This is a genomic window from Lentibacter algarum (genome assembly GCF_040580765.1).
Taxonomy (GTDB): domain Bacteria; phylum Pseudomonadota; class Alphaproteobacteria; order Rhodobacterales; family Rhodobacteraceae; genus Lentibacter; species Lentibacter algarum.
The window spans coordinates 455,559-481,694 of sequence record NZ_CP158687.1 but is presented as its reverse complement, the minus strand read 5'-3'; the positions used below and the strand labels follow the sequence as shown (position 1 = coordinate 481,694).

Here is a 26,136-nt window from a genome sequence, read left to right as displayed (position 1 = left end):
GCAGGCCTTATTCCGATCTCCCGACAGCAAAAATCGGCGAGCAACTCGAATCGTCGCTCACCATGTCGGGATTTGATGGGGAGTTACATCGCATAGCCCTCGGTTTCAAGCCCTCAAGCCCAAAACAAAACAGCCCCGCAAATTGCGAGGCCGCTACATGTCTTTTACCGACAGTTTTAGCCGAAGACGTTGAGAATAGTCTGCAAGCCGTTGCGGATCAAAACATCCACAAGTGCAAAAAAGATCGCTGTCAGCGTCGCCATGATAAAGACCATAACAGTCGTCAGCATGACTTCACGGCGCGTCGGCCATACAATTTTTGAAACTTCTGCGCGCGTTTGCTGGATAAACTGAAGCGGGTTGGTGCGGGCCATTGGCGTATCGTCTTTCTAACTGCTTTGGGGTCACTTACGCATAAGCCCCCCTAAATTCAAGGCACATTTGCGCCTATTCGGCGGGAGAGCGCCGCAAAGCAAGGCGCTCAAACGGATCATCTTGTGGCAACTCCACGTTTTCAAGGGCCATATCCCGCTCCGAACGGCCCAGATCTGGCGTGTAAATGCCATCACTAAAGCGCTCAGGCAGCCGCGCCAAAAGACCATCCACACGGTCCGCTGCACGCTGTAAGCGCTCGATAATTTTCTGAGCACGATCAGGGCGCTTGCTTTGATACCAAATCCAAGCCCCCTCCGACAGTTCGCTGATCCGTGCCGACCCAAGCAGCAAAAACACAATCAAGGCCAGCCAGACCAGCATGAACAGCACCAAAGGAATGAGCCAAGGCTTGAGCAAGATCACAAGGGCCAGAGCCGTCAGCCCCATCAGTTTCAAATAGCGCAAAATCTGGTCCTTTTCGATTTTTGATGTGCCCGCGTGCTGCCGCGACCGTGCCCTCATGCCGCCGATCCGCTTGAGCGCGCTCAAGCGCGGCCACTTCAGGCCAAATCGGCTTGGCCGCAAATCTTCAGCGCGATAGAGAGCCTCATCAGAGGCCTCCACGGGGCGCCCCCTCACATCTTTGGGCTGGCCGCGCAACGTCACACGACGCGGCGCAATACGAGCCGCCGCCGAGCTTGCACCCGCGTCGTCACGCCCTTCGCCATGTGCCTCACCGCGCCGCGCTGGATGCGCTTTTGCATGGCGCGTCTCCGTCTCAATCAGGAGCCGCACAATGTCGAGCGTATCATCATCCTTTGCGGAATCGGGGGCACTGATCGCCTCATCTTGGTGTTTCCCAAGTGTCATGCCCGTGTTTCCACTTATTTTACAGAGAGTGTCCTACCCTGCGATACAGGCCCCAAAACGGCCAAAATATGTCAAACTCGCGGAAACTGTGCATCATATGTCTTTCACATGTGAACTTCCTGCAATATCATTGCCCCAAAGGAGACCCCTATGGCCGATATGCTCGCCCGACGCCGCGCCCTCTTGGGCCCCAATGTGTCGCTGTTTTACGAAGAGCCCGTGCATATCGTCCGCGGTGAAGACGTCTGGCTTTGGGATGCAGACGGCAAACGCTATCTAGACTGCTACAACAACGTCCCACACGTCGGCCATTGCAACCCTCGTGTTGTCGATGCGATCTGCAAACAAGCCGCCACACTCAACACTCACACGCGTTACTTGCACGACGGTATCCTCGACTACGCCGAGCGCCTCACTGCCAAAATGCCCGAGAGCCTTTCGACCCTCCTGCTCACTTGCACAGGCTCGGAGGCCAATGACGTAGCCATGCGCATGGCCGAAGGCATGACAGGCAAACGCGGCATCATCGCGACAGACGCCACCTACCACGGTAACACAGCGCTGGTGAGCCAGCTGTCCCGCAGCAATATCCCCGAAGTTGGCTTCGGTCTTGGCGGCTACATCCGACATATTCCCGCCCCCGACAGCTACCGCAGTCCCGACCCCGATGGCGCCGCTTTCGCCGCCAGCCTCCAAACGGCCATCGACGATCTGAACGCCTCGGGCCATGGCTTTGCCGCGCTCGTCATTTGCCCCTATTTCGTCAACGAGGGGTTCCCAGACCTGCCCAAGGGCTGGCTCGATGAAGCTGCGCGGATCGTGCGCGCAGCGGGTGGTCTGCTCATTGCCGATGAGGTCCAGCCCGGTTTCGGGCGGATCGGCTCGCATTTCTGGGGCTTTGAACGTCAGGGGATCACCCCCGATATCGTCACACTCGGCAAACCCATGGCCAATGGTCACCCCGTTGGCGGCGTTGTCACGCGCCCCGAAATCATGGCGCGCTTTCGCGAGGCGTTTCGCTATTTCAATACATTCGGTGGCAATCCCGTCTCCTGCGCCGCCGCGCTCGCAGTGCTGGACGAGCTGGAGGAGAAAGCCCTCCCCGACCACGCCGCGCGCGTCGGTGCTTACGCGCAAGAAAGGCTCAGCGCGCTCCATCAAAAACATGAAGCCATCGGCGACATTCGTGGCGAAGGCATGCTCTTTGGAGCCGAGCTGGTCACAGACCGAAGTACAAAAGAGCCCGCCACGGCCCTCACGACCAAAGTGTTCAACACGATGCGGCAACGTGGCTTCCTCATGTCCAGCTTAGGGCGCGCAAAGAACACCCTGAAGATCCGTCCACCCATGCCATTTGCCCAAGAGCACGCCGAGATGCTGTTTGACACGCTCGACGAAGTTTTGACGCAGCTTGCGCCCTCTTAAGCAGGCCTCAAATGGGGCGGTCTTTACGTCTGTTTTCGGCTTCCCCAGCTGTGCCCTTGCGCGGCGCGACCGCCGCTGGGATCACCCCACTGATCTCAGGGCTCAGGCCCGCATCGCGCATCTCAAGCCGAAAGAACGAATGCTGCGCGCGACCCGCATGTTTTGAAGCGTATAGCGCAAGGTCTGCATCCGCCAACATCTGCACAGCATCCGGCGCATCATAGCTCACGGAAAGCACGGTTCCACAGCTGGCCGAGACATGACACATATGCGCCCCAAAAGGCATAGGAACTTCGAGCTTTCTGATGATCCGCTCGGCCACCCGAACGAGCGTCTCACGATCTGTCAAACCATCAAACAAGATCACAAACTCGTCGCCACCAACACGTGCAACCGTATCGTCGCTGCGGGTCTCTTCCACCATGATACGCGCCACGTTCTGCAAGACATGGTCGCCCGCCGCATGGCCAAGCGTGTCATTCACCGCTTTGAAGAAATCCAGATCAATATGCATCAGGGCAAATTCGCGCCCCGCCTCAATCAGCCGCGCCAACACATGGTCCATAGCGCGGCGGTTCTTCAGCCCCGTCAACGTATCGGTAAAGGCCTGCTCTTCCGCTGCAATCATTGCGCCTTGCAGTCGCAGATTCAGCTTTCGAGACGCCTCCATGGCCGCTGATTTGGCTTCCACAAGATACAGCATTTCAATGGCCAGATCTGTCGCCGCAAAATCACTGCTCACCAGCGCATAGTCACGGACCGCATCCAACAGTGAAATCCCGAACCCAAGGTTCAACACGGCCCCGCGCCCATCAGCAAGTGGCGCCAAGGCTCCCTTCAACGCGGTTTCAGGCTCCCCACGCAAGCGCAAATGTAGCTTCAAACCAGCGCTGTTCAAAAGCTCGTCCATCGTATTCACAGATTGCGGTCTGCGCAGCTCAAACACGTCCAAAAAACGTCGGCCCTCCAGGGGCAGGCTCGCGCGCAGCTTCTGCAAAGTCGCTCCAACATGCACAATGTGCCCCGATGCGTCCAAAATCACATGCATCGGACAAAACGCATCCATCAAAGCCTGTACATCGCCTATATTCTGCGTCTCTGCTCCGATCCGCTGCATTTCGCTCATACTGCGCGCGCCCCAAGCTCAAAGCCGCGCCCCGCCGCAAAAGCTGCCTCAATCAGCTGGATCTCAATCCTCTCACTGCCCTGAGTCGCAGGGAAATACTCCAAAATCACAAGCGCACCATAGTCATCGGCCATCGCCCGAAGGACGCCGAGCATGACGGCCCCAAAGCCGACAGGCTGCGACGTCACCGTCAGACTAAAGTGATCCATTGCATGCTCACAGAGTTCAAGCTGAGGTAAGCGCAAATCATCCACAGCCAGCCGCGCGCGATCGGGCAAGTCTTCAAGAGAGTGCAAAAATTCTACAAAATCGACCCCGCCAAACCGCAAAAGCCGCCGCACGGCTTCCGTGTTTTCATGGCTGACAAGATAGGTTCCGATATCTTCCAGCAGCGCCTCAAGCGGTAGATTTAGCTGGGCACACACGACACGCAAAACACGCTCAGTCACCTCAGCATCATAACTCAGCATCGCTTCAAACTCGACAAAGCCTAGCTCGGCTCGCTCCGCCACTTCACGCCAAAGCGTCTCGCCACGCGTGTCACTGACAAAGCCCTGTATCGTTCGGTTGATCAGCCCATGCATCTGCCTCAAATCCCTTCTTTGGGGCAGAATGCACAGCACAGGTTAACACCACCTCAATGGTGCTAATTGTAAGGAATAATAGACAGCTCACCGACACTTAAGACGTTGCGGATTTGTGGCTTAAGCTCAAACGCGCCCGCGGTAACCTTCTCAAACAAATTTTCAGGCACTGCGCGCTCCTGCCCAGCCCTGTCATAGGCCACAGCCGCCCGCAAATAGTACTTGCCCGATTGCAGCCCAAGTGTCCAAACCATCGGTTGCTCTTGAGCCACAAGCACGGCTTCACCGCTAAAGACTGCATCAGCCCCCGCTCCCAGCATCACGATCGCACAGCTCGGCTGGGTGCCTTCTGGACAGTGCCGCTCCAGCGCCTTGAGGGTCCCGCGTTCCATTGCCTCAAAAACAGAGGTACGCCCCGCTCCCTCAGGCAAAATCTGGATCCGATTGGCCAGCTCTGCTCGCAATGCTGTATCATTTTCGGCTCGGGCAATAGTCTTGAACTGCCAAACAGACCTGGCCCCCCCGCGCAGCCACAATCCGCTCTTTCAGAGGCGCATCTGCCATGGCTTCAATCTTTGAAAGCCCCGCCTCGCCCACTCGGCCCCAGTCATGCGCCATCTCGTAAAGTGGCAGCTCCGCGGCCTTGACTGTGCCCGCTTCAAAACGCGCCACTTGGCTGCGCACAGAGAGCGCCTCAACATGCGCCAGCGGCGTCAGCCACAAGACAGCCCCGCCCCAGACCACAAGCGCCATATACAGATTGCTCTGTCGCAGCCGCCCCTGCCAGCCCCGAGCGCCGCTGAGAACAGACCAAAGATACCAGCCCATATACCCGATCAGGAAAACAGCCGTATAAGCCGCCATGCCCCGCTGTGGCGTCCAGCCATAAGCGGCAATCCTGATCCAAACCGCGTAGATCGCAAGCCCGACAAGCACAGGAATAAGCAACGCCATAATCCGCGCAGAGAATGTCATAAGCTTCAGGTCCGACGCGTTTTCATCATCGCGATCAATGGTCGCCGTAATCAACGTGACCCCAGCAAAAGCCACAGCCATCAAGACACCCGCAGTGGAGAGCTTGCCAAACAAATCAGACAGCCCGCGGAACGGGAGCGCCCCGATAAAGACGATCACGACAACCAGAACCAAGGGCAAAAGCATCCGCAGAAGCCTGTGCACCAAGACAGGCGAAACATACTCGCGCAGTTCATGCACTGTCGCCACACCAAGGCCAAAGACCGCGCCCACCAGCGTGTAGCGCAGCCAATCGATATCAAGCAGATCGTCGATAATCCGAATGCCCACCAGCTTCAAAAGCTCATCTGACAGCAAAAGAACCACAAAGATCAGCCCCGCAAAAAGCCAACCCGCAACATAGCGGATAAAGATCCCCCAAGCGCTGTCAAAAAGCCGCGCATAGTCACGCCAGCCCGCGCGGTCTTCCAGCGTCGCCGCCGCAAACGGCGCCCCCACAAGAGCAATCACAAACAGCGCCATAAGCGGGTGTCCCGCATCAAAAAACCCATCAACAGTTTGAAAGCGAAGCCCGGACCAGAGCGCAAGCAAGCCCGTCAGCCCCCCCAAAGCCAGCGAAGGCAAGACTGCCCGCAAAGGCCGCTCAGGTCCGACCAGAGCCATCAGAACAGAGAAAAATACGCTCGCACCCACCGTAAGCGCCAAGAGCAAAAAGCCCTCTTCGACAAAATCGGGTAGAAGCTCAAACAAAGACCAGAGACACAGCCCTGCTATCGCCCCGATGCCAGCCAGCTCAAGCCTATCTTTCATCACCCGTCTCCTCTTTATCCGCCAAGTTTACGCTCAACATGGCAAGACGAAAAGCCAATTCCTGTGCAGATTTCGCGGTGCTTTCGCGCAGCTCGGTCAGAACCAGTCCTTTCCGATTGCACCTCTGGCCCGTTCGACACATGTTCAGGCTGACACCATTCCGCTTCGCTCAACACATCTCACAACGTGAAAGACCCGCCCCATGAAAGCCCTGCGCATCACCGCCTTTGCCGAAGCCGTCACCCTTATTTTGCTGGTCTGCGTCGCCGTCCCGCTCAAATACGTCTTGGGCATGCCTGCCTTTGTGGCGGCGTTGGGCCCAGTTCATGGCGTGGCCTTCATCGTCTTTCTGGTGGTCACAATGTATGCCTTGGGCGAAGGCCTCATCAACCGCTGGGGCGCGCTGCGCCTCTTCATCGGCTCCCTGATCCCCTTTGGCGGCTTCATCAACGAACGCTGGCTTGCCCACCAAGCCACCGAGACGCACTAGCCACATCCAAAAACGCCCCGCAAAAGCAGACACTTGGCGACAAACCGCCCTTCGCCATACCCTGCATCACGGGCTGGTGTACGAGCTTTGCGATCGTTGACTCCGCGGCTAGCAATGACTGCTCCCAGCCCTTAGTGGACATAATATTCCGTTAGTTGGGGTGCCTTTCAGTCATTCTTTGCTAGACGCAAAGCCACTTGTTTATGATATTTTAATCAGACTTTTGTCGATTGGCTTCATCATCAGTGTTGTTGCTCATCAACCACGCAAGCGGAAATTGGCTAACATGGCCACATTGGTCGCATTCAAGATTTTCGGTAACAAAGAACATCGGGGCAGTTCTCTTCTTAAGTCGAACACGCTCATGGCAAATTGGGCATTTCATCAGTTCACCAAGCGTTTCGTTCATGCTGCTAGCAATTTTTGAACGCCCCTTGAGGAACAAGGCTTGGTAAGTTCCAGCAGCTCTGATGTTTAGTTGCTTCAGATAATCATCTGCTGGGAACTGCATTCGCTTCAGCAACTCAATTTGCATCAAGTGGATGCAAAGCAGAACATAGGAGAGGCCCTGATAAGAAGCGTCATATATATCGTTCTGCCTGGGGTCTTTGAAAATGAGGTTTAAGTTATAGGCTTCAGTTTTAATGTTATGGTTTCGCGTGACAAGATGCATTGCCTTGTCGAAAAGCCCAGCAAATCCCGAGGTGTTTGTGAAATCGAATAAATATGCATGCAACAGATCCGCAGACATAAAGCTTGCATCAGAACATTTCGCAATCGCTGCCTCGATTGCTAACCTCTTGGTTGGGCGGTTGAAGTTGCCACTATCGAGAAAGCCAACGGGATCGCTTTTGAATTTTGTGAAGAAGTTTTCTTCGTCTGCACATAGCAACGCGATGAGAGGCAGCCCCTCAGTGAACGGCTTTCTAAAGCACGCGAACGCAAGTGTGAACTTTCGCTTTTCCAAAGCGGTCAGTCCTGCATGAATGAAATGAAGCATATCCGGCAACAAAGCAGCACAGATGTGATTGACCATAAGTCTGCGCTCTTCATCTGTCCTGCCAGTGGCAGAAAGAAAATCAATCGGGTTGGATGCTGCTTTAAATGCTTCGACATCTTTTTCCGTATCGAGTTGAATTTGAATATGCCCCGCACCGCTCTGTTCAGCCGCTGACGCTAAGTGCGCAATTAGATCATGCAGATAAAATGAGAATTCATGTGCCGCCCAGTGTCGTTTGGGGATGTTTTGCAGTCGATCTTCGCTGAGGTATCCAATTTGCGGCATTACGCTACTTCCAAGTTGGTCGAAGAAAATTCAGCAAAGCTACTTTGTGAGGGTCATAGCCTCGACTTAACTTCATGTTGCTTCACAAGCAACACAGCCGCCTATACCTATCACTAACAGAACGTCTTACCACTTTGCAAACCCCGCTCCCTGCGCAAACATCCAGTCTGTGTCGAATGCTCCCCCCGCACGCCCCATTAACTTAATTCCCGTTCATACTTTTCCAATCAGGCGGTGCACGGGTTGTGCACGGGTTGTGCACGCTTTTCACCCCCCTGTTTTGGCAGTTTTCAAAAGTGTTAACACGGCAAAACGCTGAGGCAACCAAAGCAAAACACGGGCATGATATGCTCACACCCGTGCTTTCTAATTGCCTGAAAAATATGTGTTTTCGCCTTAGTAATCCGTCGGCGCGCCGCCTTCTTCTTTGCGGCGAGCAACAAAGGCTTCAAGCTCCTCGCGGATGCTGTCTTCCATATGCGGCGCCTCAAAGCTCGCCACGATCTCTTTATAGAGGTGATGCGCCCGCTCCGCTGTCCAGACAGCGCCCGCCGCATCCCAAGCCTCAAAGTTGCGCCAGTCGCTCAGGAAGGGCTGGTAAAACGCCGTTTCATAGCGGTCTTGCGTGTGCTGAAGCCCAAAGAAATGCCCCTGTCCGCCCACTTCGGCAATCGCCTCGAGTGCAATATCATCAGGCGTTGTCGCAAAGATTTCGGGTTCCATATAGCGCTGAATTTGCTGCAAAATTTCGCAATCCATGATGAATTTTTCGGGGCTGGCAATCAAGCCGCCCTCAAGCCATCCCGCCGCGTGGTAGACCATGTTGGTCCCAGATTGTACCGCCGCCCAAAGGCTGTTGGATGTTTCCCAGATCGCCTGCCCGTCAGGCACATTGGCCGCACAAACCCCCGAGGAACGCATCGGCAGATCATAAAAACGCGCAAGCTGACCCGTCATCTGCGTGGCGCGAATATACTCTGGCGTCCCAAAGGCTGGAGCGCCGGACTTCATATCAACATTCGACGTAAATGTCCCAATAGCACAGGCCGCACCCGGGCGGATATACTGCGCCAAAGCCACAGCAATCAGCCCCTCAGCCAGTGATTGCGCCACAGCGCCAGACATCGTCACAGGCGCCATCGCACCCGCCAGCGTAAACGGCGTTACGACAAGCCCCTGATTGCGCCGCGCAAGCCGCATCCAGCCGTCAAGCATCGGCTCGTCATGCTTCAAAGGCGAGGTGGAGTTGATGTTTGTGTACATCCGAGGCTTTGCCTCAAACTCCTCGTCCGTCAGCCCGCCAGCAATCCGCACCATCTCCATTGCATCCTCGACACGCTCTTTGCCGAGTGAATAGGTGTGCACCACTTTGTCTGTCAGAGTGAGTTTGTCATACAGCACATCCAAATGGCGGATGCTGGCATGAATATCCTGTGGTTCAACTGGGTAGCCGCCGCAGAAGTGTATGCAGTTAAAGTATTGGCTTAGCTTGATAAAATCTTTGCACATCTCGCGTGTGCCTGTCATCTTTCGGCCCGTTTCTAGCGTCCAGTAGGAGGGTGGTGAGGAGACGTTACCAAACAGGATATGCCCGTCCCCCATCACCAGCTCATGGTCAGGGTTGCGCGGCGTCATGGTCCAACGGCCTGGAGCTTTCCCCACCATTTCCATCAGCCAGTCACGGCCCACGCGCACATTTGTGCCATTGATCGTTGCACCGGCTTCTCGGAAAATTTCGAGCGCTTCGGTATTGAGAATCTCAATCCCGATCTCTTCAAGAATACGCATCGCACCCTCGTGGATCGCCTGCACGCCCTCCTCGTTCAAAGGCTCGGTCGGCTTATCGAGGTTTTTGGGCAGCCGCCATGGCATCTGCTCGATCACTGCTGCACCGCGCCGTTCAGCTGCTCCTGCTCGCCCGCCGCCGCGCCCCTTACGTCCTGCCCGTGCCATGCTGTTTCTCCCTTGGAATGACAGCCCAATCAAACAATGGGGCCTCCCCCTCCGCCTGCCTATCAGCGACGAAACCTGTCGGATTCAGAGCATGATGCGCCGTTAAAAGAGTGAGCCTTGATCCGTCGGCGTACGGCCCGCAACTGTACGCTTCGGCTTGCCCGCAAGGCTCATCCGCCCGTCTGAAAACTCAATCTCAAGCGCTCCAGCCTTTTGCGCCGCCGCTTTCGTGGTCAAGACCCCGTCCTCACCATGCACAACAGCATAGCCCCGTGCCAGAGTGGCTTTGTAACTCAGCGTCTCGCGCAAACGGTCTGTCGCCTCAAGCCGCTCTGAAAGCGCCTTGATCTGGCGCGAACCGCTGTCCGCCATCCGGCGCGCGATACGGTCAAGCTCAACACGTTTGCGTCCCAAATCACGCACAATTGCCTCAACATTTAGCCGTGCCCCAACACTCTCCAAATGACGCGCGCGCTCATCAAGTCCGCGTAGTCTCAGCCGCGCGCCAAGGCCCGAAAGCCTTTGAATATCGCCCCGCAAAGCACGACTGAGCAGTGAGGGTCGAAGACTGCCCGACGCATCAGAGAGCGCAACGCGCCGCAGCTGCACCCCGCGCTGAAGCGCAGCTGGCAGGCGGTCACTCGCGCGGTCAAGCCGTTGACGTGGGGCTTCCACAAGGCTTTCGATACGTGGCATCGCACGCGCCAGATCGCGCAGTCTCTGGCCACGCCGGCTCACCCCATTTGAAAGCGCATATGACATCCGCGAGCCCTGCTCACCGACCCAAGCCAAAAGCTCTAGCCGGACAGGCACAGCAAGCTCCGCCGCCGCCGTCGGTGTCGGGGCGCGCCTGTCAGATACGAAATCAATCAGCGTGGTGTCCGTCTCGTGTCCCACCGCCGAAATAAGCGGAATCTGCGAGGCCGCCACAGCGCGTGCCACAATTTCTTCATTGAAGCCCCAAAGATCTTCGACAGAACCGCCACCTCGCGCCACGATAATCAGATCAGGCCGCGGCAGCGCCCCGCCTGGACTCAAAGCATTGAAACCGGCGATTGCGCGAGCGACTTCGCTGGCGCATTTTTCGCCCTGAACCGCCACTGGCCAAACCAGAACCTTGCGGGGAAACCTGTCACGTAACCGGTGCAGAATATCTCGAATAACGGCGCCAGAAGGTGATGTGACCACGCCAATCACGTCTGGCAAATAGGGCAGCTCCTGCTTACGCTCAGGCGTAAAAAGGCCCTCTGCAGCCAACATCTGCTTTCGCTTCTCAAGCATTGCCATCAGAGCGCCAACACCCGCAGGGCGGATCTCTTCAATAATTATCTGATAGCGCGATTGGCCGCCAAAAGTTGTCATCCGTCCAACAGCAACAACTTCCATACCCTCTTCAGGCTGCACCTGCAGCCGCGTCGCCACACCCTTCCAGATTACCCCGTTGATGACAGATTTGTCGTCCTTGAGATCAAGATAGATATGCCCCGAACGCGGGCGGGACACGCGGCCAACCTCGGCTCTGATTCGAACGTGGCTAAACTCGCCCTCGATCACCCGCTTGATGGCGTTTGAAATCTCCGTAACCGAAAATTCGGGGGCATTGCCTGCCTCTTGGCCATCATCAATCAGATCGGACATTTCGCCTCGCTTGTATCTCTTTGCGCGCCAGCTTAGAACGCGAGCAAGTGAAGGCCAAGCAGGAGTTGCGCAGATGAACATCCTTATTCTTGGGAGCGGAGGCCGTGAACATGCCCTCGCGTGGGCTACGGCGCAAAACCCGAAGTGTGACAAACTCTTCGTCGCCCCCGGCAATGCAGGAATAGCCGAGCTGGCTACATGTGTTGCGCTCGATATCAATGATGGCGCAGCCGTCGTCACTTTCGCTGAAAAAGAGGCGATCGACTTCGTGATCATCGGCCCAGAAGCCCCCCTCGCGGCGGGGGTCTCCGATACGCTGCGTACAGCAGGCATCCTGACCTTTGGACCAAGCGCAGCGGCTGCCCAGCTTGAAGCCTCCAAAGCCTTCACCAAAGAGATTTGCGATGCCTCGGGTGCGCCCACAGCGGGCTATGCCCACTTCACCGAACATGGCCCCGCACGCGCTTATGTGCAGGCACAGGGTGCACCGATTGTCATCAAGGCCGATGGCCTCGCCGCAGGCAAAGGCGTTGTGGTCGCCATGACCCTTGAGGAAGCACTTGAGGCTGTTGATGATATGTTCGGCGGCAGTCTTGGTACAGCCGGTGCGGAAGTGGTGATTGAGGAGTTCATGGAAGGCGAGGAGGCTAGCTTCTTTGTACTCTGTGATGGCGAAGAGGCCCTCCCGCTCGGCACAGCCCAAGACCACAAACGCGTGGGCGAAGGCGACACAGGACCAAACACAGGCGGTATGGGCGCCTACTCCCCTGCCCCCGTGATGACCGATGAGATCATCGCCAAGACAATGGAAGAAATTGTGCGCCCGACCCTGCGCGAGATGGCGCGTCGTGGCACGCCGTACCAAGGCGTCTTGTTCGTCGGCCTCATGATCAAAGACGGAGCCCCGCGCCTTGTCGAGTATAACGCTCGCTTCGGTGACCCTGAATGTCAGGTCCTCATGATGCGGCTCGGCGCGCAGGCCTTTGATCACATCCAAGCCGCTGCTGAAGGTCGCCTCAACGAGGCAAAAGTCCACTGGGCAGACGATCACGCCCTCACAGTGGTTATGGCCGCAAAGGGCTACCCCGCAGCCTACGAAAAAGGTACGGTGATCAGAGGCTTGGAGGCATTGCCACAGTCGAGTTCACAGATGGTATTCCACGCAGGTACAGCACGCTCGGCAGAGACCGTCACTGCTGTTGGTGGGCGCGTGCTCGCAGTCACGGCACGGGCAGACACTTTGGAAGAAGCGCATCGACTTGCCTACGACATGACCCGCCAGATCGACTGGCCAGAAGGGTTCTTTCGGTCCGATATCGGCTGGCGTGCTTTAAAATAGCTTTGAATTCACGTCGCAAATCCAACCTATTGAGGGGGACGCTGTCCCCCTCAAGCTTTCCATGAGATATTTACGGAAAGAAATAGGACAGATTGGGTCAAGCGCTCGCCAGCATCCCGCGATCCTTTGCCAAATCGCGCATACGCTTTTGTAGCTTTTCAAACGCGCGCACTTCGATCTGACGGATGCGTTCACGGCTGACGTCATATTGGCTGGAAAGGTCTTCAAGCGTAATCGACTCTTCGCTGAGGCGCCGCTGCGTGAGAATATCTTTCTCGCGTTCGTTCAACACATCCATGGCCTCAGCCAGCAGCTCACGCCGCGCGGACAACTCATCACGGGCTTCATAATCACCCGCCTGGTCCGCATCTTCGTCTTCAAGCCAGTCCTGCCATTGCATTGTTCCTTCGCCCTCGGAGCCAACCGTGGCATTGAGAGAGGCGTCTCCGCCCGACAAACGGCGGTTCATTGAAATAACCTCCGCCTCGGTCACGCCAAGGTCCGTCGCAATGCGTTGCACGTTTTCAGGGCGCATATCGCCTTCTTCCAAAGCGCCGATACGGGCTTTGGCTTTGCGCAGGTTGAAGAAGAGCTTCTTTTGCGCAGATGTCGTGCCGAGCTTCACAAGACTCCACGAGCGTAAGATATACTCCTGAATACTCGCTCGGATCCACCACATCGCGTAGGTCGCAAGCCGAAATCCTTTTTCCGGATCAAAGCGCTTCACGGCCTGCATCAGACCCACGTTTGCCTCCGAAATCACTTCGGCTTGCGGCAAACCATAGCCGCGATAACCCATGGCAATTTTAGCCGCGAGCCGCAAATGCGAGGTCACCATACGGTGCGCCGCCTGCGTGTCTTCTTGCTCAACCCACGCCTTAGCGAGCATGTATTCCTCTTCAGGCTCAAGCAAAGGGAACTTACGGATTTCTTGCATATAGCGGTTCAATCCGCCCTCTGGCGTTGGAGCCGGTAAATTCTTGTAGTTACTCATGTTCTGTCCCCTCCCATCATGTAACAGGGCTTAACATTGATCTAGGTATGCCACGCAGCAATTTCAAGTCTGCCGCCTCTTAAAGGTCATGTATGACAGATCTCATAACAGTCTAGATTTGTTACGCAGCTTCACGCATTTGGGATCAATATGACAGGGTCACGCCTGACCAGTGGCATAAAATGGCTCAGCAAAGCCTAGGGAAACAGCCCGCTCAGTGCCTTTGGGAAGGGCGGCATCCAGCAAACCGACCAGATCAGCAAGCAAGCCCTGCATAAAGGCCGCGTCGCGGTGCGGCTTGTTCAACACTTGAACCTCCAGCAAAACATGGCTGTGATGTGCAGTTTCCGCAGGGTATGCCCGCCCCTTACAAGCGCCAGCCCCACCATCATGGCGCAGGATTAACGCCTCGATCTCGGCCAAAAGATTGGGCACATCCAGCGAGAGATCAGATGAATATTTCAAATCAGCTTGCGGCATCAGGCTTCTCCCTCAACGGCCTGAATGAGCGCGGCCATATCCTCTGGCAACTCCGCCTCAAAGCGCAGCATCTCTCCGCTAACAGGGTGCTCAAAGCCAAGGCTCGCAGCATGAAGCGCCTGACGATCAAAGCCTTTCACAGCAGCAACCGCCCCAGCGCCAAACGCCTTCTCGCTCAGCTTGCGGCGCCCGCCATAAACAGGGTCGCCGACAAGCCCGTGCCCCGCATGAGCCATATGCACACGAATCTGATGCGTCCGCCCCGTCTCAAGCCAGCAATCCACAAGCGAAAGACATTCAGGTGTGCCAAAGCTTGCAACGACACGCGCTCGTGTCACAGCGTGGCGCCCCCCATCAAAGAAAACAGCCTGCCGCTGGCGGTCGTGCTTATGACGCGCGAGCTGGGTCTGGATTTTCATCACACCCCCCTGTTCAAAGCTCACACCCTTTGTGCCCCGCAAGCGCGGATCAGAAGCATCAGGAATCCCATAAACAAGCGCGCGATAATGCCGCTCGACGGTGTGTTTCTCAAACTGCGCTGCAAGCCCGTGGTGCGCGACATCCGATTTTGCCACAACAAGAAGCCCGCTCGTGTCTTTATCGATTCGGTGCACGATCCCCGGCCGTGCGACTCCGCCAACGCCACTCAACGACGCCCCGCAGTGATGCATCAGAGCATTTACAAGCGTGCCGTCAGGCGTGCCTGGCGCGGGATGTACAACCATGCCCGAAGGCTTATTAATGACAATAAGCGCGTCGTCTTCATAGACAATCTCAAGCGCTATCTCTTGCGGCAAGATGTGGCTCTCGGTCGCGGCTGCCAGCACAATCTGTACCAAATCACCCTCAGCAACCTTGGCCTTCGGGTTCTCGGCCACCGTACCATTAATGCGCACTGCCCCCTCTTCCATCAGCCGTGCCAGCCGCGTACGGCTTAAGGAAGCCGCCTCTGGCACATCGCGCGAAAGCGCCTTATCAAGGCGTGCAGGCGGATCCTCAAGGATCCTAAATTCTAGCGAGGCATCTGCCATGAGTGAAACCCCCGAAGGTCTTGAAGAAAACGAAGTTGACCCGAGCCTCGTGCGCTACCTCAAACTTCTGGTAACAACCCTTGCTGGGGTAATGATTGTCGGGCTTGTAGCGGTCATTGCCCTGCTTGTCATCCGCTTGAATGCTGATGTTCCGCCCTTGCCTGCGCGGATGACCCTCCCCGAAGGCACAAAAGCACAAGCCTTTACCCAAGGCGAAAACTGGTTTGCCGTCGTCACAACAGACGAGCGCATTCTCATCTTCGCCCGCGATGGCGAGACGGTTCTCCAAGAAGTTCAAATTTCAACTGGGGAGTGATGGTACCGCCTCCCCGGCTCGAACGGGGGACCCCTGGTTCCACAAACCAGTGCTCTAACCAACTGAGCTAAGGCGGCATTGCGGGTGATTTAACTTTCCATGCGGATGAATGCAAGAGCCTTAAAGCTCAATTTCCCAGCTTTGTTCAACAAGCTCCACACCAAAGCTATGAACAGGTTTTGAAGAGACAAGCGACCACCCCAACTTTGCGTAAAGCGCACAGGCAGCCTTGTGGCTCTCATGCGTCCAAAGCTGCATACTGCTGTAGCCCTTTTGTTTGGCGTAGATCATGCAGGTCCTCAGCAAGCGTCGTCCAAGCCCTTGACCACGCGCTTCAGGCACAAGCAAAAACAATCTGAGCTTGGCTCTGTGCTCACTCAAGCGCACACAAAAGATCGAGCCGAGCCTTTCGTCCCCCGCCTGCGCAATCCAGCCTTGCTCACAGCTTGGGTCGTGCTGTGCCACAAACGCGTTCAAAATATCTCCAACAAGCGCTTCAAAGCTTTCGTCAAAGCCTTCGTCTTGCGCATAGAGGCGGCCATGCTGCGCAACCAACCACGCGCTATCACTTGGCTCAAACGCCCTTATCACAATATTCTCCATCCCCAGAGCTTGCGCCCAGCCCGCTTGCATCACAAGCCAAAACTCGCTAGCTCAAAGAGAAGTCTGAAGGAGAGCCACCATGGGCATCAACACCGAACGCGACATTGAAGCCAACCTGCAAATCGGTCCAACCGATCAAGGCATGGTGCGTATCTTTATTGAGGCAGATGGCGTGGAAATTCCAATGGATTTCACCTCGGAAGAAGCCGAAGAAATCGCCGAAGAAATCCTCGCAGCAGCCAAAGCTGTCAAAGGCTAGATCAGCGGATCACGCATACGATGATGGCGCAGAGCCACGTCACGGGCAAACTTGAGCGTGATTTTCTTACGTCGCGCGCCAGCAAGCTTGGCCTCTGGCCCCATGCGCACAACTTCTGCGCCATAGCTGTCTGCGATAATCAGCCCCGTATCTTCTGGCAAAAGCTCGAGCGGAAACATGTCATCCACGGCCCAAAAAAAGCGGTCACACCACTCAAGATAGCCCCGCCACTTGTGATCGCTTCTGAAATCTTCACGGCCTGATTTGCACTCAATCACCCAAATCTCACCCTTCGGACCAATCGCCATCACATCAACTCGCGTACCCCGCTCAGGGGTAAACTCTTCCAAAGATGTAAAGTTATGAGTGAGCAGATGACGGCACACTCCGCGCGCCAAAAGCTGACCCGCTTGTAATTTTAGGCTCAGATTATTCATGCCTCAAATGTGAACAAATAGTGAACACATGTCCAGTCACAATTGCCGCAGAAGCCCACTTGCGCCGCGCCTCAACAAGCCCTACCTAGAAGCAGACGGCTTCTGCCCTTCTCGTTTTACGGTTGCATTCCGGTGGCCTTAAGCATTCCGAGGGAGTTGGCTCTGTCATGGCCCTGGCCATGTTACCTGACGCCCACCTGTACATACAGGTCCTCGGGAATGAGATAACCCAACGGCTGCGGTGGTTCCGTCACCTTTTCCCTGATGTAATCAGTAAGATTGCTCTAGTAGCGGCGCGACTGTTGCTGCGGCTTCTTGGCCTTCACACGCACAAGCACGGGCTCTGCAAGATGTACAAGGCTCGGCGCACGGTTGCCACCGCGCGGCTCATCGTCGTCATCATCTTTCATCCGCATGACAGCTATCCCAAACTGCACGCCAGCGAAGATAACACCATTGGAAATCCACAAGACAACAACAGCCAGAAGACCCTTGTCCGAGGTGCTGACCAAGTGCCAGAGATTCGCGATGTTAAACCAGAGCAACATCCCAACAAATAGGCCAGCGAGCGCAAACCCGATGGCAACGTTGACGATATAGAGCTTGATGAGCTTAGGCATGATCCGAATCCTCTCTGCACCCTGAACGTAACGTTTAAAAAAAGGGTTGCAAGCGGCGCGCGTGAATTCTCTCAACTGAGCCAAACCGCGCTCACCCACCAGTCGGGTCGCTGTGCAGACAGTGCTGCCGCAGCCGTTTCAGCCGCGCCAATCTCATCAAACAGCGCAAAACATGTTGCACCTGAACCAGACATCCGCGCCAGCCTTGCTCCCTCCAGCCCCCAGAGCCGATCAAGCACCTCACCAATCACAGGCGCAAGCGCCAGCGCAGGCGGCTCAAGGTCATTGCGGGTCTGCTCTCGCAAAAATGCAATCAAATCTGAAGCGCTCCCCAGCGGTGGCAGCTCTGGCAACGGCGCATTGTTCTTTGCGGCCAACTTACCAAAGACATGAGGTGTTTCCACTTCAACGCGCGGATTGGCCAAAACAGCTGCCACGCGCGGCAAATCCACGGCCTCAATTTGCTCTCCAACGCCCGCCATCCGACATGCACGGCCAAAATAGCAGACAGGCACATCCGCGCCGAGCTCAGCAAGCCGCCCCACGTCTGCTGGTTGCCCTGTCAGCGCTTCAAGCACGCGCAACGCCGCCGCCGCATCAGACGATCCACCGCCAATCCCTGCGGCGGCTGGCAGGTTTTTTTCAAGCTCAAAGTCCGCACTCTGCCCCGCCCATACAGCGGCTTTCAGGACAAGGTTTTCAGGCCCCGTCGGCACACCTTCCGCCAAGGGCCCCGTCACGCTCAAACGGAGCTGATCCGCCAAGCAGGCACTCACGCGGTCGCCCAAATTCGCAAACATCACCAAGCTATCGAGCAGATGATACCCATCAGCCCGTTGCCCTGTCACATGCAACGCTAGGTTCACTTTGGCTGGCGCAAAGGCCTCGGCCCGTTCAGCTGTCGTCATTCACAAGCTCAAGTGGTTTGGCACCTTCGTCAGCCAGCACTTGGTCCAAGCCGACATCAAGCTTACGGCGGATACGGTCTGGGTCTGCATCCTGACTGACTTCACCATATTCGATAAATGACAACGCGCGCTTCCACTGAAACTCTGCTTCAAGCTTGCGCCCAACGGCCCAGTACACATCGCCCAGATGGTCGTTGATCACAGGATCAATCGACATCAACTCCGCTGCCCGCTCCATATGCGGCACAGCCTCCTCATATCGGCCCAGACGGAAGAGTGCCCAGCCGAGACTGTCGATGATATAGCCGCTCTGCGGGCGTGCTGCCACGGCCTGTTCAATCATCTCAAGCGCCTCATCAAGCTTTCTGTGCTGCTCGACAAGAGAATACCCAAGATAGTTCAAGACATTCGGCTCGCCAGGGCTGATTGCAAGCGCCGCGCGAAAATCGGCTTCGGCCTTATCCCAATTATCGAGCCGCTCATGCACAATGCCACGGGTGTAGAGCGTACGCCAATCGGTATTCTCGCGCCCTTCCCACAGCGCAAGCGAACGGTCATATGCCTTCTCGGCATCCTCAAAGCGGTCCGCACCGCGCAAGAGATCGCCCATAGCGCTATGCACAACAGGTAGGTTTGCGTGGCTGACCGAGAGTTTTTCCATCACCTCAAGCGCCGCGTCCATCTTGTCTGCCGCGCGCAAAGCTTCCGCGCGGCCCATCTCGGCCACATGAAAGGCTGGATGATCACTTGGAACAGAACGGTAGGCCGCCACTGCGGCATCAAGCTGCCCTTGATCCTCAAGCAACTGCGCCAAAAGCAAGCTCGCATCGACCATTTCTGGGCGCAAATGCTGCGCCACCCGCGCAAACAAAAGCGTGTCCGTTCCACGCGGCTCAGCGGCCAGCGCGCCGGCAATCGTAAAATTCACTTCAGCCAGCCCATCTTGCGGCGATGTGATCAAATCGAACTGAAGCGTTTCTCCTGCTTCCAGTCGCGTGCGCATCTGAACAATCTCTGGGTCTTGCGTCTCGCCGAAGCGCGCCTTGAGCATTTCTGCGGCATCGCTGGTGCGCCCAAGCTGGCTCAGGATTTGCACATGTGCAAGAACGCCGCGCCGCGTCTGCATGATGGTGCCCGGTTGAGATGACCCAAACAAAGCGTCCGCGCCCTCAAGATCGCCGACATGCGCCAGAGCCAGCGCCTTGTGGTAGAGCCCAAAGGCCCGCGTTCCGTTACCATCCGCGATTTTGCCAAACTCGGCCAAAGCCGATGTCATATCGCCCTTGCCCACAAGCGCCCAAGCCTTAAGAAGCCCGTCGACAAGCTCGCCCATCAACCGCCCCTCATCGGCACGCTTGATCAGCGCAGCATAATCACCCGCCGCGCCTTCAAGGGCCGCAAGCGCCATCTGTCCGATCTGGCTCTTGTGGCCGTCCGCCTCCAGCTTGCGCGCAACAATACCTGCACGTTCAAACTCTCCCAGCGCCACTTGCGCAAGGATCAACTCATCCATGATCTCAAGGTTGCTAGGGTCGCGCGTCAACGCAATCGTGAAATACCGCGCCGCCGTCTCATAATCGTTGACATATTGCGCTTGCCGCGCCGCCAAATATGCGCCCGAGAAACTATTTGCCAAAACAGGCATCGGAAGGCTCACAGCCCCGCTCAACACCGTGGCTAGACAGAGCCGTTTCCAATGTTTCATCATCCTCACGGACCTCTCGCCAAATCTCTTGGAGACCAACCTAAACATGAGCACGGTAAAAGCAAGGTGAAGGCAGCCCCACCTGCTGAAATCAGCAGTCAGAAGGCGTGCAAATGCTCAATTGGTCTGTTCGTCAAGAAGCCGATCAATCAAAAGGCTCAAAACATCCCCTCGGCTGTGCGCACCCGACTTTCGATAGATCGCGTTGAGATGCGCCTTCACAGTGCCCTCCGCCGAACCCCGCAGCGTCGCAATCTCTGCAATGCCAAATCCTTTGACCAGAAAACTCGCAACATCAGCTTCCGCAGGCGAAAGCTTCCAAGCCTCAAACTCTGCCTCAATCACCTCATAGACAGCCAACTTCGTCACAGCGAGCCGCCCCTGAAGATGCGCCGCACGGCGCAACATCCGCATTAACAGTCCGGCCTCAAAAGCGATCGTGACCAACAGGCTTAACGCAGCCAGCACCTCAAACCAGAAGTGAACCCCACCAGTAAACCCGCCCATTGCGCGGTAATCAGCCACGACATCGCCGATAAAAAACACGGCGCAAAAGAACTGCACAACAATCAGCCCGAACAGCCCGAGGGGAACTTGAAACTCTTTATACCATGGCATCATTCTATCTCTCGCTTAACCCTCTGGCATGTCCTTATACCCGCTGACCATTGAGCGTGGCAGGTTCACACCCGTGCGTTTGCTTTCAAAGATCACGGCAAGAATATGCATGACCACTGAGGCCTCCGTCCAGATCGCAGCAAGCTCATGCAGCTCTTCCGTCCACTCCGTGCCCCAGAACATATCCGTGGTCATCAGATAGCCTGACAGACACAAAACCAGAAGCGATAGGATGAGATTATAGATCATCAAAGCCCCAAGGGCTGAATGTCCAACATGTGCATGACGGCGTTGGGTGGCAATATCGGTCAGCTGTTCCTTGACCCCGTCCACACTCGGGGGAAAGCTCGCAAACCGCGCATAGCCACGGCCGACAAAGCCCCAGACAATGCGCAAAAGCACCAGCGTCAAAACAACATAACCGACCTGATTGTGCAGCTTGCTGTCATCGTCAATGACAAGCGCATTGGCCGCAAAAGCGATTACAAGCAGCCAATGAAAGCTGCGCACTGCAATGTCCCAAACAAATATGCGTTTCATAGTTCACCTCAAAGGTTAGCGAAGGGCGCACCACTTGCGCGCCCTTCAAGCCGATCAATCGTCGCGCTCGATTTTCATGATCTTGAAGCCAGCATCAAGATAGATCTCATAGCGTTCGCCGTCCTTGCGCGCATAGGCTTCATATTTGCCATCCTCGAGCTTGATCTTGGCCACTTCATAGCCCTGCTCAGTCAGCATCGAGTTGATTTTGGCGCGGTTCGCTTCATTCAGCTCCACGGAGCCGCTCGAGCCATAGTCGCTCGCAAAAGCAGGCGCCGCCAAAGCGCTCATCAAAACAGCGGGGAGGATAAACTTACGGATCATGTTACTCGTCCTTTTCAAATCAGAGGTTAGCAAGACGCGTCTCGCTCTTGCCCCCTCAACATGACCACCCTGCACTGAAATCCTATTGGCCCAAAAGTCTAATCCACGGCTTTCAGCCCAGAGATATAGCCCCCTATACCTCTGGTTTAGGCTTTGAGCCCTCGAAATGAAAAGGGCGGGGAAATCCCCGCCCGCCTCATCACATATTTGGATAGTTCGGCCCGTCCCCGCCCTGTGGCGTGGTCCAGTTGATGTTCTGGCTCGGATCTTTGATATCACAAGTCTTGCAGTGGACACAGTTCTGGAAATTGATAACAAACTGCTGCTCGCCCTCTTTCTCCACAATCTCGTAAACACCCGCCGGGCAGTAGCGCTGCGCAGGCTCCGCATATTTAGGCAGGTTCACAGAAATCGGCAGCGATGCATCCTTCAGGTGAAGGTGCGCGGGCTGGCTCTCTTCGTGATTGGTCATAGAGAAGCTCACGTTGGTGAGGCGGTCAAAGCTCAGCGTCCCGTCAGGTTTGGGATAGCTGATCTCTTTATGCGCCGCCGCAGGCTCTGTGCTGTCCGCGTCGTTCTTGCCGTGCTTAAGCGTTCCAAAGAGCGAGAAACCGAAGGTGTTGGTCCACATGTCCAAGCCGCCGAGCACAAGCGATGGCAGCAAGCCCCACTTGGACCACATCGGTTTCACATTGCGCACTTTCTTCAGGTCTTTACCGATCGCGCCTTTGCGTACTTCCGTTTCATAGGCCGTCAGCTCGTCGCCTTCGCGACCAGCTTTGATTGCCTCATGCGCAGCTTCCGCTGCCGCCATGCCCGAGAGCATCGCATTGTGGTTGCCCTTGATGCGCGGCACGTTGACCATACCAACAGAGCAGCCCAGAAGCGCCACACCAGGCGCAACCATCTTCGGCATCGACTGATAGCCGCCCTCAGAAATCGCCCGTGCACCATACGCCACACGCTTGCCGCCCTTCAAAAGCTCGGCAACCATCGGGTGATGCTTAAAGCGCTGGAACTCCATGTAAGGGTAGAGATGCGGGTTCTTGTAGTTCAAGTGAACCACAAATCCGACATAAACCTGATTGTTCTCAAGGTGATAGATAAATGAGCCACCGCCCGCATTGCCATTTAGAGGCCAGCCCATTGTGTGGGTCACGCTGCCTTCTTTGTGCTTTTCGGGGTCGATCTCCCAAATCTCTTTCATCCCAAGCCCAAACTTTTGCGGCTCGTGGCCCTCGGCCAGATTGTACTTTTCGATCACCTCTTTTGAGAGGCTCCCGCGCACACCCTCTGAGAGGAAAACATATTTGCCGTGAAGCTCCATGCCGGGCTCGCTGTTCGGTCCAAGGCTGCCATCAGCCTCAAGCCCAAAGACACCAGCCACAACACCCTTGAGGCGCTCGCCCTCATAGACAAGCTCCGAACAAGCCATACCTGGGAAAATTTCGACACCCAGCGCCTCGGCCTGCTCCGCCATCCAGCGAGTCACATTGCCCATCGAAACAATGTAATTGCCGTGGTTGTTCATAAGCGGTGGCATTGGGAAGTTGGGAATACGGATTTCGCCCGCTTCACCCAGCATGTAAAAGTTGTCTTCCTTCACAGGCACATTCAGCGGCGCGCCTTTTTCCTTCCAATCAGGGATCAGCGCATCAAGCCCGCAGGGGTCAAGCACCGCACCAGACAGGATATGCGCGCCCACTTCTGAGCCCTTTTCCAGAACCACAACCTGCAAGTCAGCATCCAGCTGCTTGAGACGGATCGCCGCCGAAAGGCCCGCAGGCCCCGCACCAACGATAACGACATCATACTCCATGGTCTCGCGGACAACTTCGGACATGTTCTTCTTCCCTCTTGCGCGTTTGGGTAACAAAATTTCACGAAGGATTACATGCCCAAACACAAGGGCGTCAATCGCACCTTGGTCAAATGCTCACATTTGCCGCAAGTTTCTTAACGTCGCGCGCAGTTAAGCTGCAGATTTTCCGAAATTAGGTGTGTCACGGCCACGAAAGCGGCGCAAAAGCGCGGGCGCAGCACAAACAAGGCCCATAGCAGCAGCCGAGGCGATCCCGTCGACCGCATAGTGCCAGCCCGTATAGACCGAAAGATAGAGAATAACCGCCAGAAAGCCGAGGCCGATAGGCGCGAGCCAACGGCTCCGTTCGACAAGATAGCCCGCCCAAAGCGTCGCCATCGCCGCATGCATCGACGGAAAGGCAGAGATTCCCCCGCCGCGCAACTGTTGTCCTCCGTCCATCTCATAGACGCGCCACAGCCCCTCCTGAAGACGAGTCACCCCAGTGATATCCAGTCCCACAGCGGCAAGGCTTTCAGGCAAACCAGCAAAGTCCTGCCCCCCCAGAAGGCGATCATAAAACACAGGCCCCGCCGAGCTAAAAACAGTCGCCGTCAGCAGGCCAAGCCAGAGCCACATATAGAAATAGAGCTTCAAATACCGCGCCTTGCGGCCCTCGTCCCGCTCCAAAACCACAACAAAGGCTGGGAAAAGCAGCATCAGCGCCACCCAGACAGGCATATAGATAATCGCCACCCACACAGGGCTGAGGTTCGGCGTGAGCCCATGCGCCCACTCATAGCCATGCAGCCCGCCAAATAGCATGAGGTCCATCTCCGCAAACATCGGATCAGCCCAAAACGGCACAAGACTTGGGATCGTGGTCTTCACCAGCATAAAAGCGCTGCTCAAAAGCCCTGTTCCCAACAAGACGCCAAGAAGCTCGAGCCCTTTGGCGCGGTTCAGACAAAAATACGCCCCAAGCAGCGGGATCAACAGCAACCCCATATAACCAGAGGTCATCTGTTTGCTCAGCGCCACAGATTCGGCCACAAACTCAGGCAAAAACGCAAACGAAAACCCCCGCACCACAAAAGTGAATGCGAAGGCGACGGCCAAAAACCGCACAGAATAGCGCAGAAAAAGGGTGGCCTGATACGTCATGCTGCTGTCCTCAAGTCTTTTGTTGCGGGATTTCAACCAAAGAAATGTGGCATCAGAATGGCCCGTTTCTGGCCCCTTTTGCGCCTATTGGCTGCACACCCCGCGGCTATAATTCCCAACTTCGCGGATCACTTGTCCGCCAGAGGCCTCTTGCCGCGCCCCCGAAAGCTCGCTCGACAGCACCCGCACCAACAAGTCCTTGAGCTTGCTCACGCGATAGCACGCAATCGTCGGCTCCGCATGGGCGTTACCCACTCCGCTGTCGTCGGTCAGAAACAGATAGCGCCCCCCCGAGACAAGCGCCGCCTGACGCATCAAAAACTCGCTCTCCTTGGCCACACCGCTCGCACCAAGCCCGAAGATCTGTACATTCTGCCCCGCCGCTTTTGAGGCCGCCGCCAAAAAGCGTTTGGCCTTGGCGTCATGCGCAGGCGCGTCCGCAATATGAAAGACAATCCGTTCGCCCCTCCCGCGCCGCCACGGCAGCGCTGCAGCAGCCTCCAGCGCTTCTGCGGCCGCTTCTGGATAGTCCCCGCCGCCGTTCGCATCCAAGCCACGCAGCCAGCGCTGCATCTCGGCCTGGCTTTTGGTGAAACCGAAGGTCTTCACTTTATAAGCGTCGCCCTCATCCCGATAGGCAATAAGCCCATAGCGGATATCTACCCCGGGTGCCGCACGCTTCGCGTCACGGACAATCCCCTGAAACTCCTTGGTGAGCCAAGCCAGCTCGTCGCCCATGCTCCCCGTCGTGTCAAAAACGAAGGTGAGGTCGAGAAAATCAGGCGTCCAACCGCCTGATGTCGGCACAATCAAGCGTGACATCCCCGTGCTCCCCGTGCGCAGCTCGTCCCCCACCACCTGCACACCGCCGTCAAACACTTTGAGCATCACACTCGAAGGCCTGCCCGTAGCAAGAGCCGCAGGAAACACTGTAATGACCCCATCAACACCCGAATACCCTGCATGAAAAGGGTCCTCAGCCCCCTTTTTAGTCAGTGTATAGGCCATGCCTGCCGCTGGCGTGCCTGTCACACTGACAAGACGCGCTGATACCATGCCATCAAGGTTTACCCGTGGCAGCTTGAGCGCTTTCGCAGCCCCTGCCTGATAACGCAGAAACGCCGCAAGGTTGAGCGTGTCATCAATGTCGCCTGCCGTGACAACGCCCCGCTTACCTGTTGGGTTCATCCGTGTCGGCACAATCAGCGCCGGCGCGGGCGCTTCCACCATCATTGCGTCAGCCATCAGCACAGACTTGGAGCGAGCCTCCACCCGCATCGGCGCCTCCTCCATGCCCATCGGCTCAAGGCTGCCCCCGCTCTCACAGGCGCTCAAAGCAAAAGCGGCAAGCCCCGCAAGCCAAAATCTGTTCTGCCAAACCGTCATGTCGATTCCCTATTGCAATAATGTGTAATTTACACATTAAAGACATGCACCCTTGCACACGTCAATATAAATGTGCAATT

General features: G+C 56.3%; 28 protein-coding genes and 1 tRNA gene. 5 read left to right on the top strand and 24 right to left on the bottom strand.

Annotated elements, in window-relative coordinates; translation table 11 throughout:
* Positions 1 to 176: 176 nt before the first annotated feature.
* Positions 177 to 374, bottom strand: a complete 198-nt coding sequence (gene secE, locus DSM117340_RS02405; protein WP_089887563.1) for a preprotein translocase subunit SecE — start codon at positions 372 to 374, stop codon at positions 177 to 179.
* Positions 375 to 447: 73 nt separating this feature from the next.
* Positions 448 to 1,245 (bottom strand): hypothetical protein, encoded by a 798-nt coding sequence (locus DSM117340_RS02400; protein ID WP_089887561.1) that lies wholly within the window; start codon positions 1,243 to 1,245, stop codon positions 448 to 450.
* A gap of 150 nt (positions 1,246 to 1,395) precedes the next feature.
* Here DSM117340_RS02400 and DSM117340_RS02395 point away from each other — a divergent pair, with 150 nt between their 5' ends.
* Positions 1,396 to 2,670 (top strand): aminotransferase class III-fold pyridoxal phosphate-dependent enzyme, encoded by a 1,275-nt coding sequence (locus DSM117340_RS02395; protein ID WP_089887560.1) that lies wholly within the window; start codon positions 1,396 to 1,398, stop codon positions 2,668 to 2,670.
* Positions 2,671 to 2,677: 7 nt separating this feature from the next.
* Here the strand turns inward: DSM117340_RS02395 and DSM117340_RS02390 are convergent, their stop codons facing one another.
* The 4 genes from DSM117340_RS02390 to DSM117340_RS02375 form a co-directional block, all read right to left on the bottom strand.
* Positions 2,678 to 3,796, bottom strand: a complete 1,119-nt coding sequence (locus DSM117340_RS02390) for a diguanylate cyclase (RefSeq protein WP_245724340.1) — start codon at positions 3,794 to 3,796, stop codon at positions 2,678 to 2,680.
* Positions 3,793 to 4,380, bottom strand: coding sequence for a heme NO-binding domain-containing protein (locus tag DSM117340_RS02385; protein WP_089887558.1), 588 nt, complete (start codon positions 4,378 to 4,380; stop codon positions 3,793 to 3,795). Before DSM117340_RS02385 ends, DSM117340_RS02390 begins: the two co-directional genes overlap by 4 nt.
* 62 nt (positions 4,381 to 4,442) lie before the next feature.
* The gene (locus DSM117340_RS02380; protein ID WP_354689844.1) at positions 4,443 to 4,844 is read right to left on the bottom strand and encodes a hypothetical protein; all 402 of its coding nucleotides are present in this window, start codon (positions 4,842 to 4,844) and stop codon (positions 4,443 to 4,445) included.
* Between the two features lie 7 nt (positions 4,845 to 4,851).
* The gene (locus DSM117340_RS02375; RefSeq protein ID WP_354689843.1) at positions 4,852 to 6,165 is read right to left on the bottom strand and encodes a DUF4153 domain-containing protein; all 1,314 of its coding nucleotides are present in this window, start codon (positions 6,163 to 6,165) and stop codon (positions 4,852 to 4,854) included.
* A gap of 202 nt (positions 6,166 to 6,367) precedes the next feature.
* Here DSM117340_RS02375 and DSM117340_RS02370 point away from each other — a divergent pair, with 202 nt between their 5' ends.
* On the top strand, positions 6,368 to 6,655 hold the full coding sequence (locus DSM117340_RS02370; protein ID WP_089887554.1) for a DUF3817 domain-containing protein: 288 nt from the start codon (positions 6,368 to 6,370) through the stop codon (positions 6,653 to 6,655).
* Positions 6,656 to 6,866: 211 nt separating this feature from the next.
* Here the strand turns inward: DSM117340_RS02370 and DSM117340_RS02365 are convergent, their stop codons facing one another.
* From DSM117340_RS02365 to xseA, 3 genes are all read right to left on the bottom strand, one after another.
* Positions 6,867 to 7,940 carry a hypothetical protein gene (locus tag DSM117340_RS02365; RefSeq protein ID WP_354689842.1) on the bottom strand — a complete coding sequence of 358 codons (1,074 nt, stop codon included), beginning with the start codon at positions 7,938 to 7,940 and terminating at the stop codon, positions 6,867 to 6,869.
* A gap of 396 nt (positions 7,941 to 8,336) precedes the next feature.
* Positions 8,337 to 9,893: a trimethylamine methyltransferase family protein gene (locus DSM117340_RS02360; protein ID WP_089887551.1), complete on the bottom strand. Its 1,557-nt coding sequence runs from the start codon at positions 9,891 to 9,893 to the stop codon at positions 8,337 to 8,339.
* Positions 9,894 to 9,995: 102 nt separating this feature from the next.
* On the bottom strand, positions 9,996 to 11,531 hold the full coding sequence (xseA, locus tag DSM117340_RS02355) for an exodeoxyribonuclease VII large subunit (protein ID WP_089887549.1): 1,536 nt from the start codon (positions 11,529 to 11,531) through the stop codon (positions 9,996 to 9,998).
* 73 nt (positions 11,532 to 11,604) lie between these two features.
* Between xseA and purD the strand changes: the two genes are divergently transcribed.
* Positions 11,605 to 12,870, top strand: a complete 1,266-nt coding sequence (gene purD / locus DSM117340_RS02350; protein ID WP_089887547.1) for a phosphoribosylamine--glycine ligase — start codon at positions 11,605 to 11,607, stop codon at positions 12,868 to 12,870.
* Between the two features lie 97 nt (positions 12,871 to 12,967).
* Here the strand turns inward: purD and rpoH are convergent, their stop codons facing one another.
* The 3 genes from rpoH to DSM117340_RS02335 all read right to left on the bottom strand — a co-directional run bounded on the left by rpoH (position 12,968) and on the right by DSM117340_RS02335 (position 15,375).
* Entirely contained in the window at positions 12,968 to 13,864 is an 897-nt protein-coding gene (gene rpoH / locus DSM117340_RS02345) for an RNA polymerase sigma factor RpoH (RefSeq protein WP_089887546.1), read from the bottom strand.
* 159 nt (positions 13,865 to 14,023) lie between these two features.
* Complete coding sequence (locus DSM117340_RS02340; protein WP_089887543.1) at positions 14,024 to 14,344, bottom strand: hypothetical protein; 321 nt, start codon at positions 14,342 to 14,344, stop codon at positions 14,024 to 14,026.
* Positions 14,344 to 15,375: an RluA family pseudouridine synthase gene (locus DSM117340_RS02335; RefSeq protein ID WP_089887541.1), complete on the bottom strand. Its 1,032-nt coding sequence runs from the start codon at positions 15,373 to 15,375 to the stop codon at positions 14,344 to 14,346. Before DSM117340_RS02335 ends, DSM117340_RS02340 begins: the two co-directional genes overlap by 1 nt.
* Between DSM117340_RS02335 and DSM117340_RS02330 the strand changes: the two genes are divergently transcribed.
* Positions 15,374 to 15,691, top strand: coding sequence for a DUF6476 family protein (locus tag DSM117340_RS02330; protein WP_089887539.1), 318 nt, complete (start codon positions 15,374 to 15,376; stop codon positions 15,689 to 15,691). The two genes, DSM117340_RS02335 and DSM117340_RS02330, sit on opposite strands and share 2 nt — an antisense overlap.
* On the opposite strand, the gene DSM117340_RS02325 is transcribed toward DSM117340_RS02330, so the two are convergent.
* Both DSM117340_RS02325 and DSM117340_RS02320 read right to left on the bottom strand, forming a co-directional pair.
* Positions 15,692 to 15,768, bottom strand: a tRNA-His gene (locus DSM117340_RS02325). It lies immediately after the preceding gene.
* A gap of 43 nt (positions 15,769 to 15,811) precedes the next feature.
* Positions 15,812 to 16,294 carry a GNAT family N-acetyltransferase gene (locus DSM117340_RS02320; RefSeq protein ID WP_089888904.1) on the bottom strand — a complete coding sequence of 161 codons (483 nt, stop codon included), beginning with the start codon at positions 16,292 to 16,294 and terminating at the stop codon, positions 15,812 to 15,814.
* Between the two features lie 79 nt (positions 16,295 to 16,373).
* Between DSM117340_RS02320 and DSM117340_RS02315 the strand changes: the two genes are divergently transcribed.
* Positions 16,374 to 16,553 (top strand): DUF6324 family protein, encoded by a 180-nt coding sequence (locus tag DSM117340_RS02315; RefSeq protein WP_089887538.1) that lies wholly within the window; start codon positions 16,374 to 16,376, stop codon positions 16,551 to 16,553.
* Here DSM117340_RS02315 and DSM117340_RS02310 read toward each other — a convergent pair.
* From DSM117340_RS02310 to DSM117340_RS02265, 10 genes are all read right to left on the bottom strand, one after another.
* Positions 16,550 to 16,990 (bottom strand): MmcB family DNA repair protein, encoded by a 441-nt coding sequence (locus DSM117340_RS02310; protein WP_271437349.1) that lies wholly within the window; start codon positions 16,988 to 16,990, stop codon positions 16,550 to 16,552. The two genes, DSM117340_RS02315 and DSM117340_RS02310, sit on opposite strands and share 4 nt — an antisense overlap.
* 284 nt (positions 16,991 to 17,274) lie before the next feature.
* Complete coding sequence (locus tag DSM117340_RS02305; protein ID WP_089887535.1) at positions 17,275 to 17,610, bottom strand: hypothetical protein; 336 nt, start codon at positions 17,608 to 17,610, stop codon at positions 17,275 to 17,277.
* 71 nt (positions 17,611 to 17,681) lie between these two features.
* Entirely contained in the window at positions 17,682 to 18,518 is an 837-nt protein-coding gene (locus DSM117340_RS02300) for a 4-(cytidine 5'-diphospho)-2-C-methyl-D-erythritol kinase (protein ID WP_089887532.1), read from the bottom strand.
* Complete coding sequence (locus DSM117340_RS02295) at positions 18,505 to 20,226, bottom strand: tetratricopeptide repeat protein (RefSeq protein WP_245724339.1); 1,722 nt, start codon at positions 20,224 to 20,226, stop codon at positions 18,505 to 18,507. The genes DSM117340_RS02300 and DSM117340_RS02295 overlap by 14 nt, the downstream gene beginning before the upstream one ends.
* A gap of 114 nt (positions 20,227 to 20,340) precedes the next feature.
* Positions 20,341 to 20,844 carry a LuxR family transcriptional regulator gene (locus DSM117340_RS02290; protein ID WP_089887531.1) on the bottom strand — a complete coding sequence of 168 codons (504 nt, stop codon included), beginning with the start codon at positions 20,842 to 20,844 and terminating at the stop codon, positions 20,341 to 20,343.
* 12 nt (positions 20,845 to 20,856) lie between these two features.
* Positions 20,857 to 21,381 carry a cytochrome b/b6 domain-containing protein gene (locus tag DSM117340_RS02285; RefSeq protein WP_354689841.1) on the bottom strand — a complete coding sequence of 175 codons (525 nt, stop codon included), beginning with the start codon at positions 21,379 to 21,381 and terminating at the stop codon, positions 20,857 to 20,859.
* A gap of 54 nt (positions 21,382 to 21,435) precedes the next feature.
* Positions 21,436 to 21,705: a PepSY domain-containing protein gene (locus tag DSM117340_RS02280; protein ID WP_089887527.1), complete on the bottom strand. Its 270-nt coding sequence runs from the start codon at positions 21,703 to 21,705 to the stop codon at positions 21,436 to 21,438.
* 199 nt (positions 21,706 to 21,904) lie between these two features.
* Positions 21,905 to 23,548: an electron transfer flavoprotein-ubiquinone oxidoreductase gene (locus DSM117340_RS02275; RefSeq protein WP_089887526.1), complete on the bottom strand. Its 1,644-nt coding sequence runs from the start codon at positions 23,546 to 23,548 to the stop codon at positions 21,905 to 21,907.
* A gap of 129 nt (positions 23,549 to 23,677) precedes the next feature.
* Positions 23,678 to 24,670, bottom strand: a complete 993-nt coding sequence (locus DSM117340_RS02270) for a phosphatase PAP2 family protein (RefSeq protein ID WP_089887524.1) — start codon at positions 24,668 to 24,670, stop codon at positions 23,678 to 23,680.
* 84 nt (positions 24,671 to 24,754) lie between these two features.
* Positions 24,755 to 26,056: a vWA domain-containing protein gene (locus DSM117340_RS02265; protein ID WP_089887522.1), complete on the bottom strand. Its 1,302-nt coding sequence runs from the start codon at positions 26,054 to 26,056 to the stop codon at positions 24,755 to 24,757.
* Positions 26,057 to 26,136 lie beyond the last annotated feature (80 nt).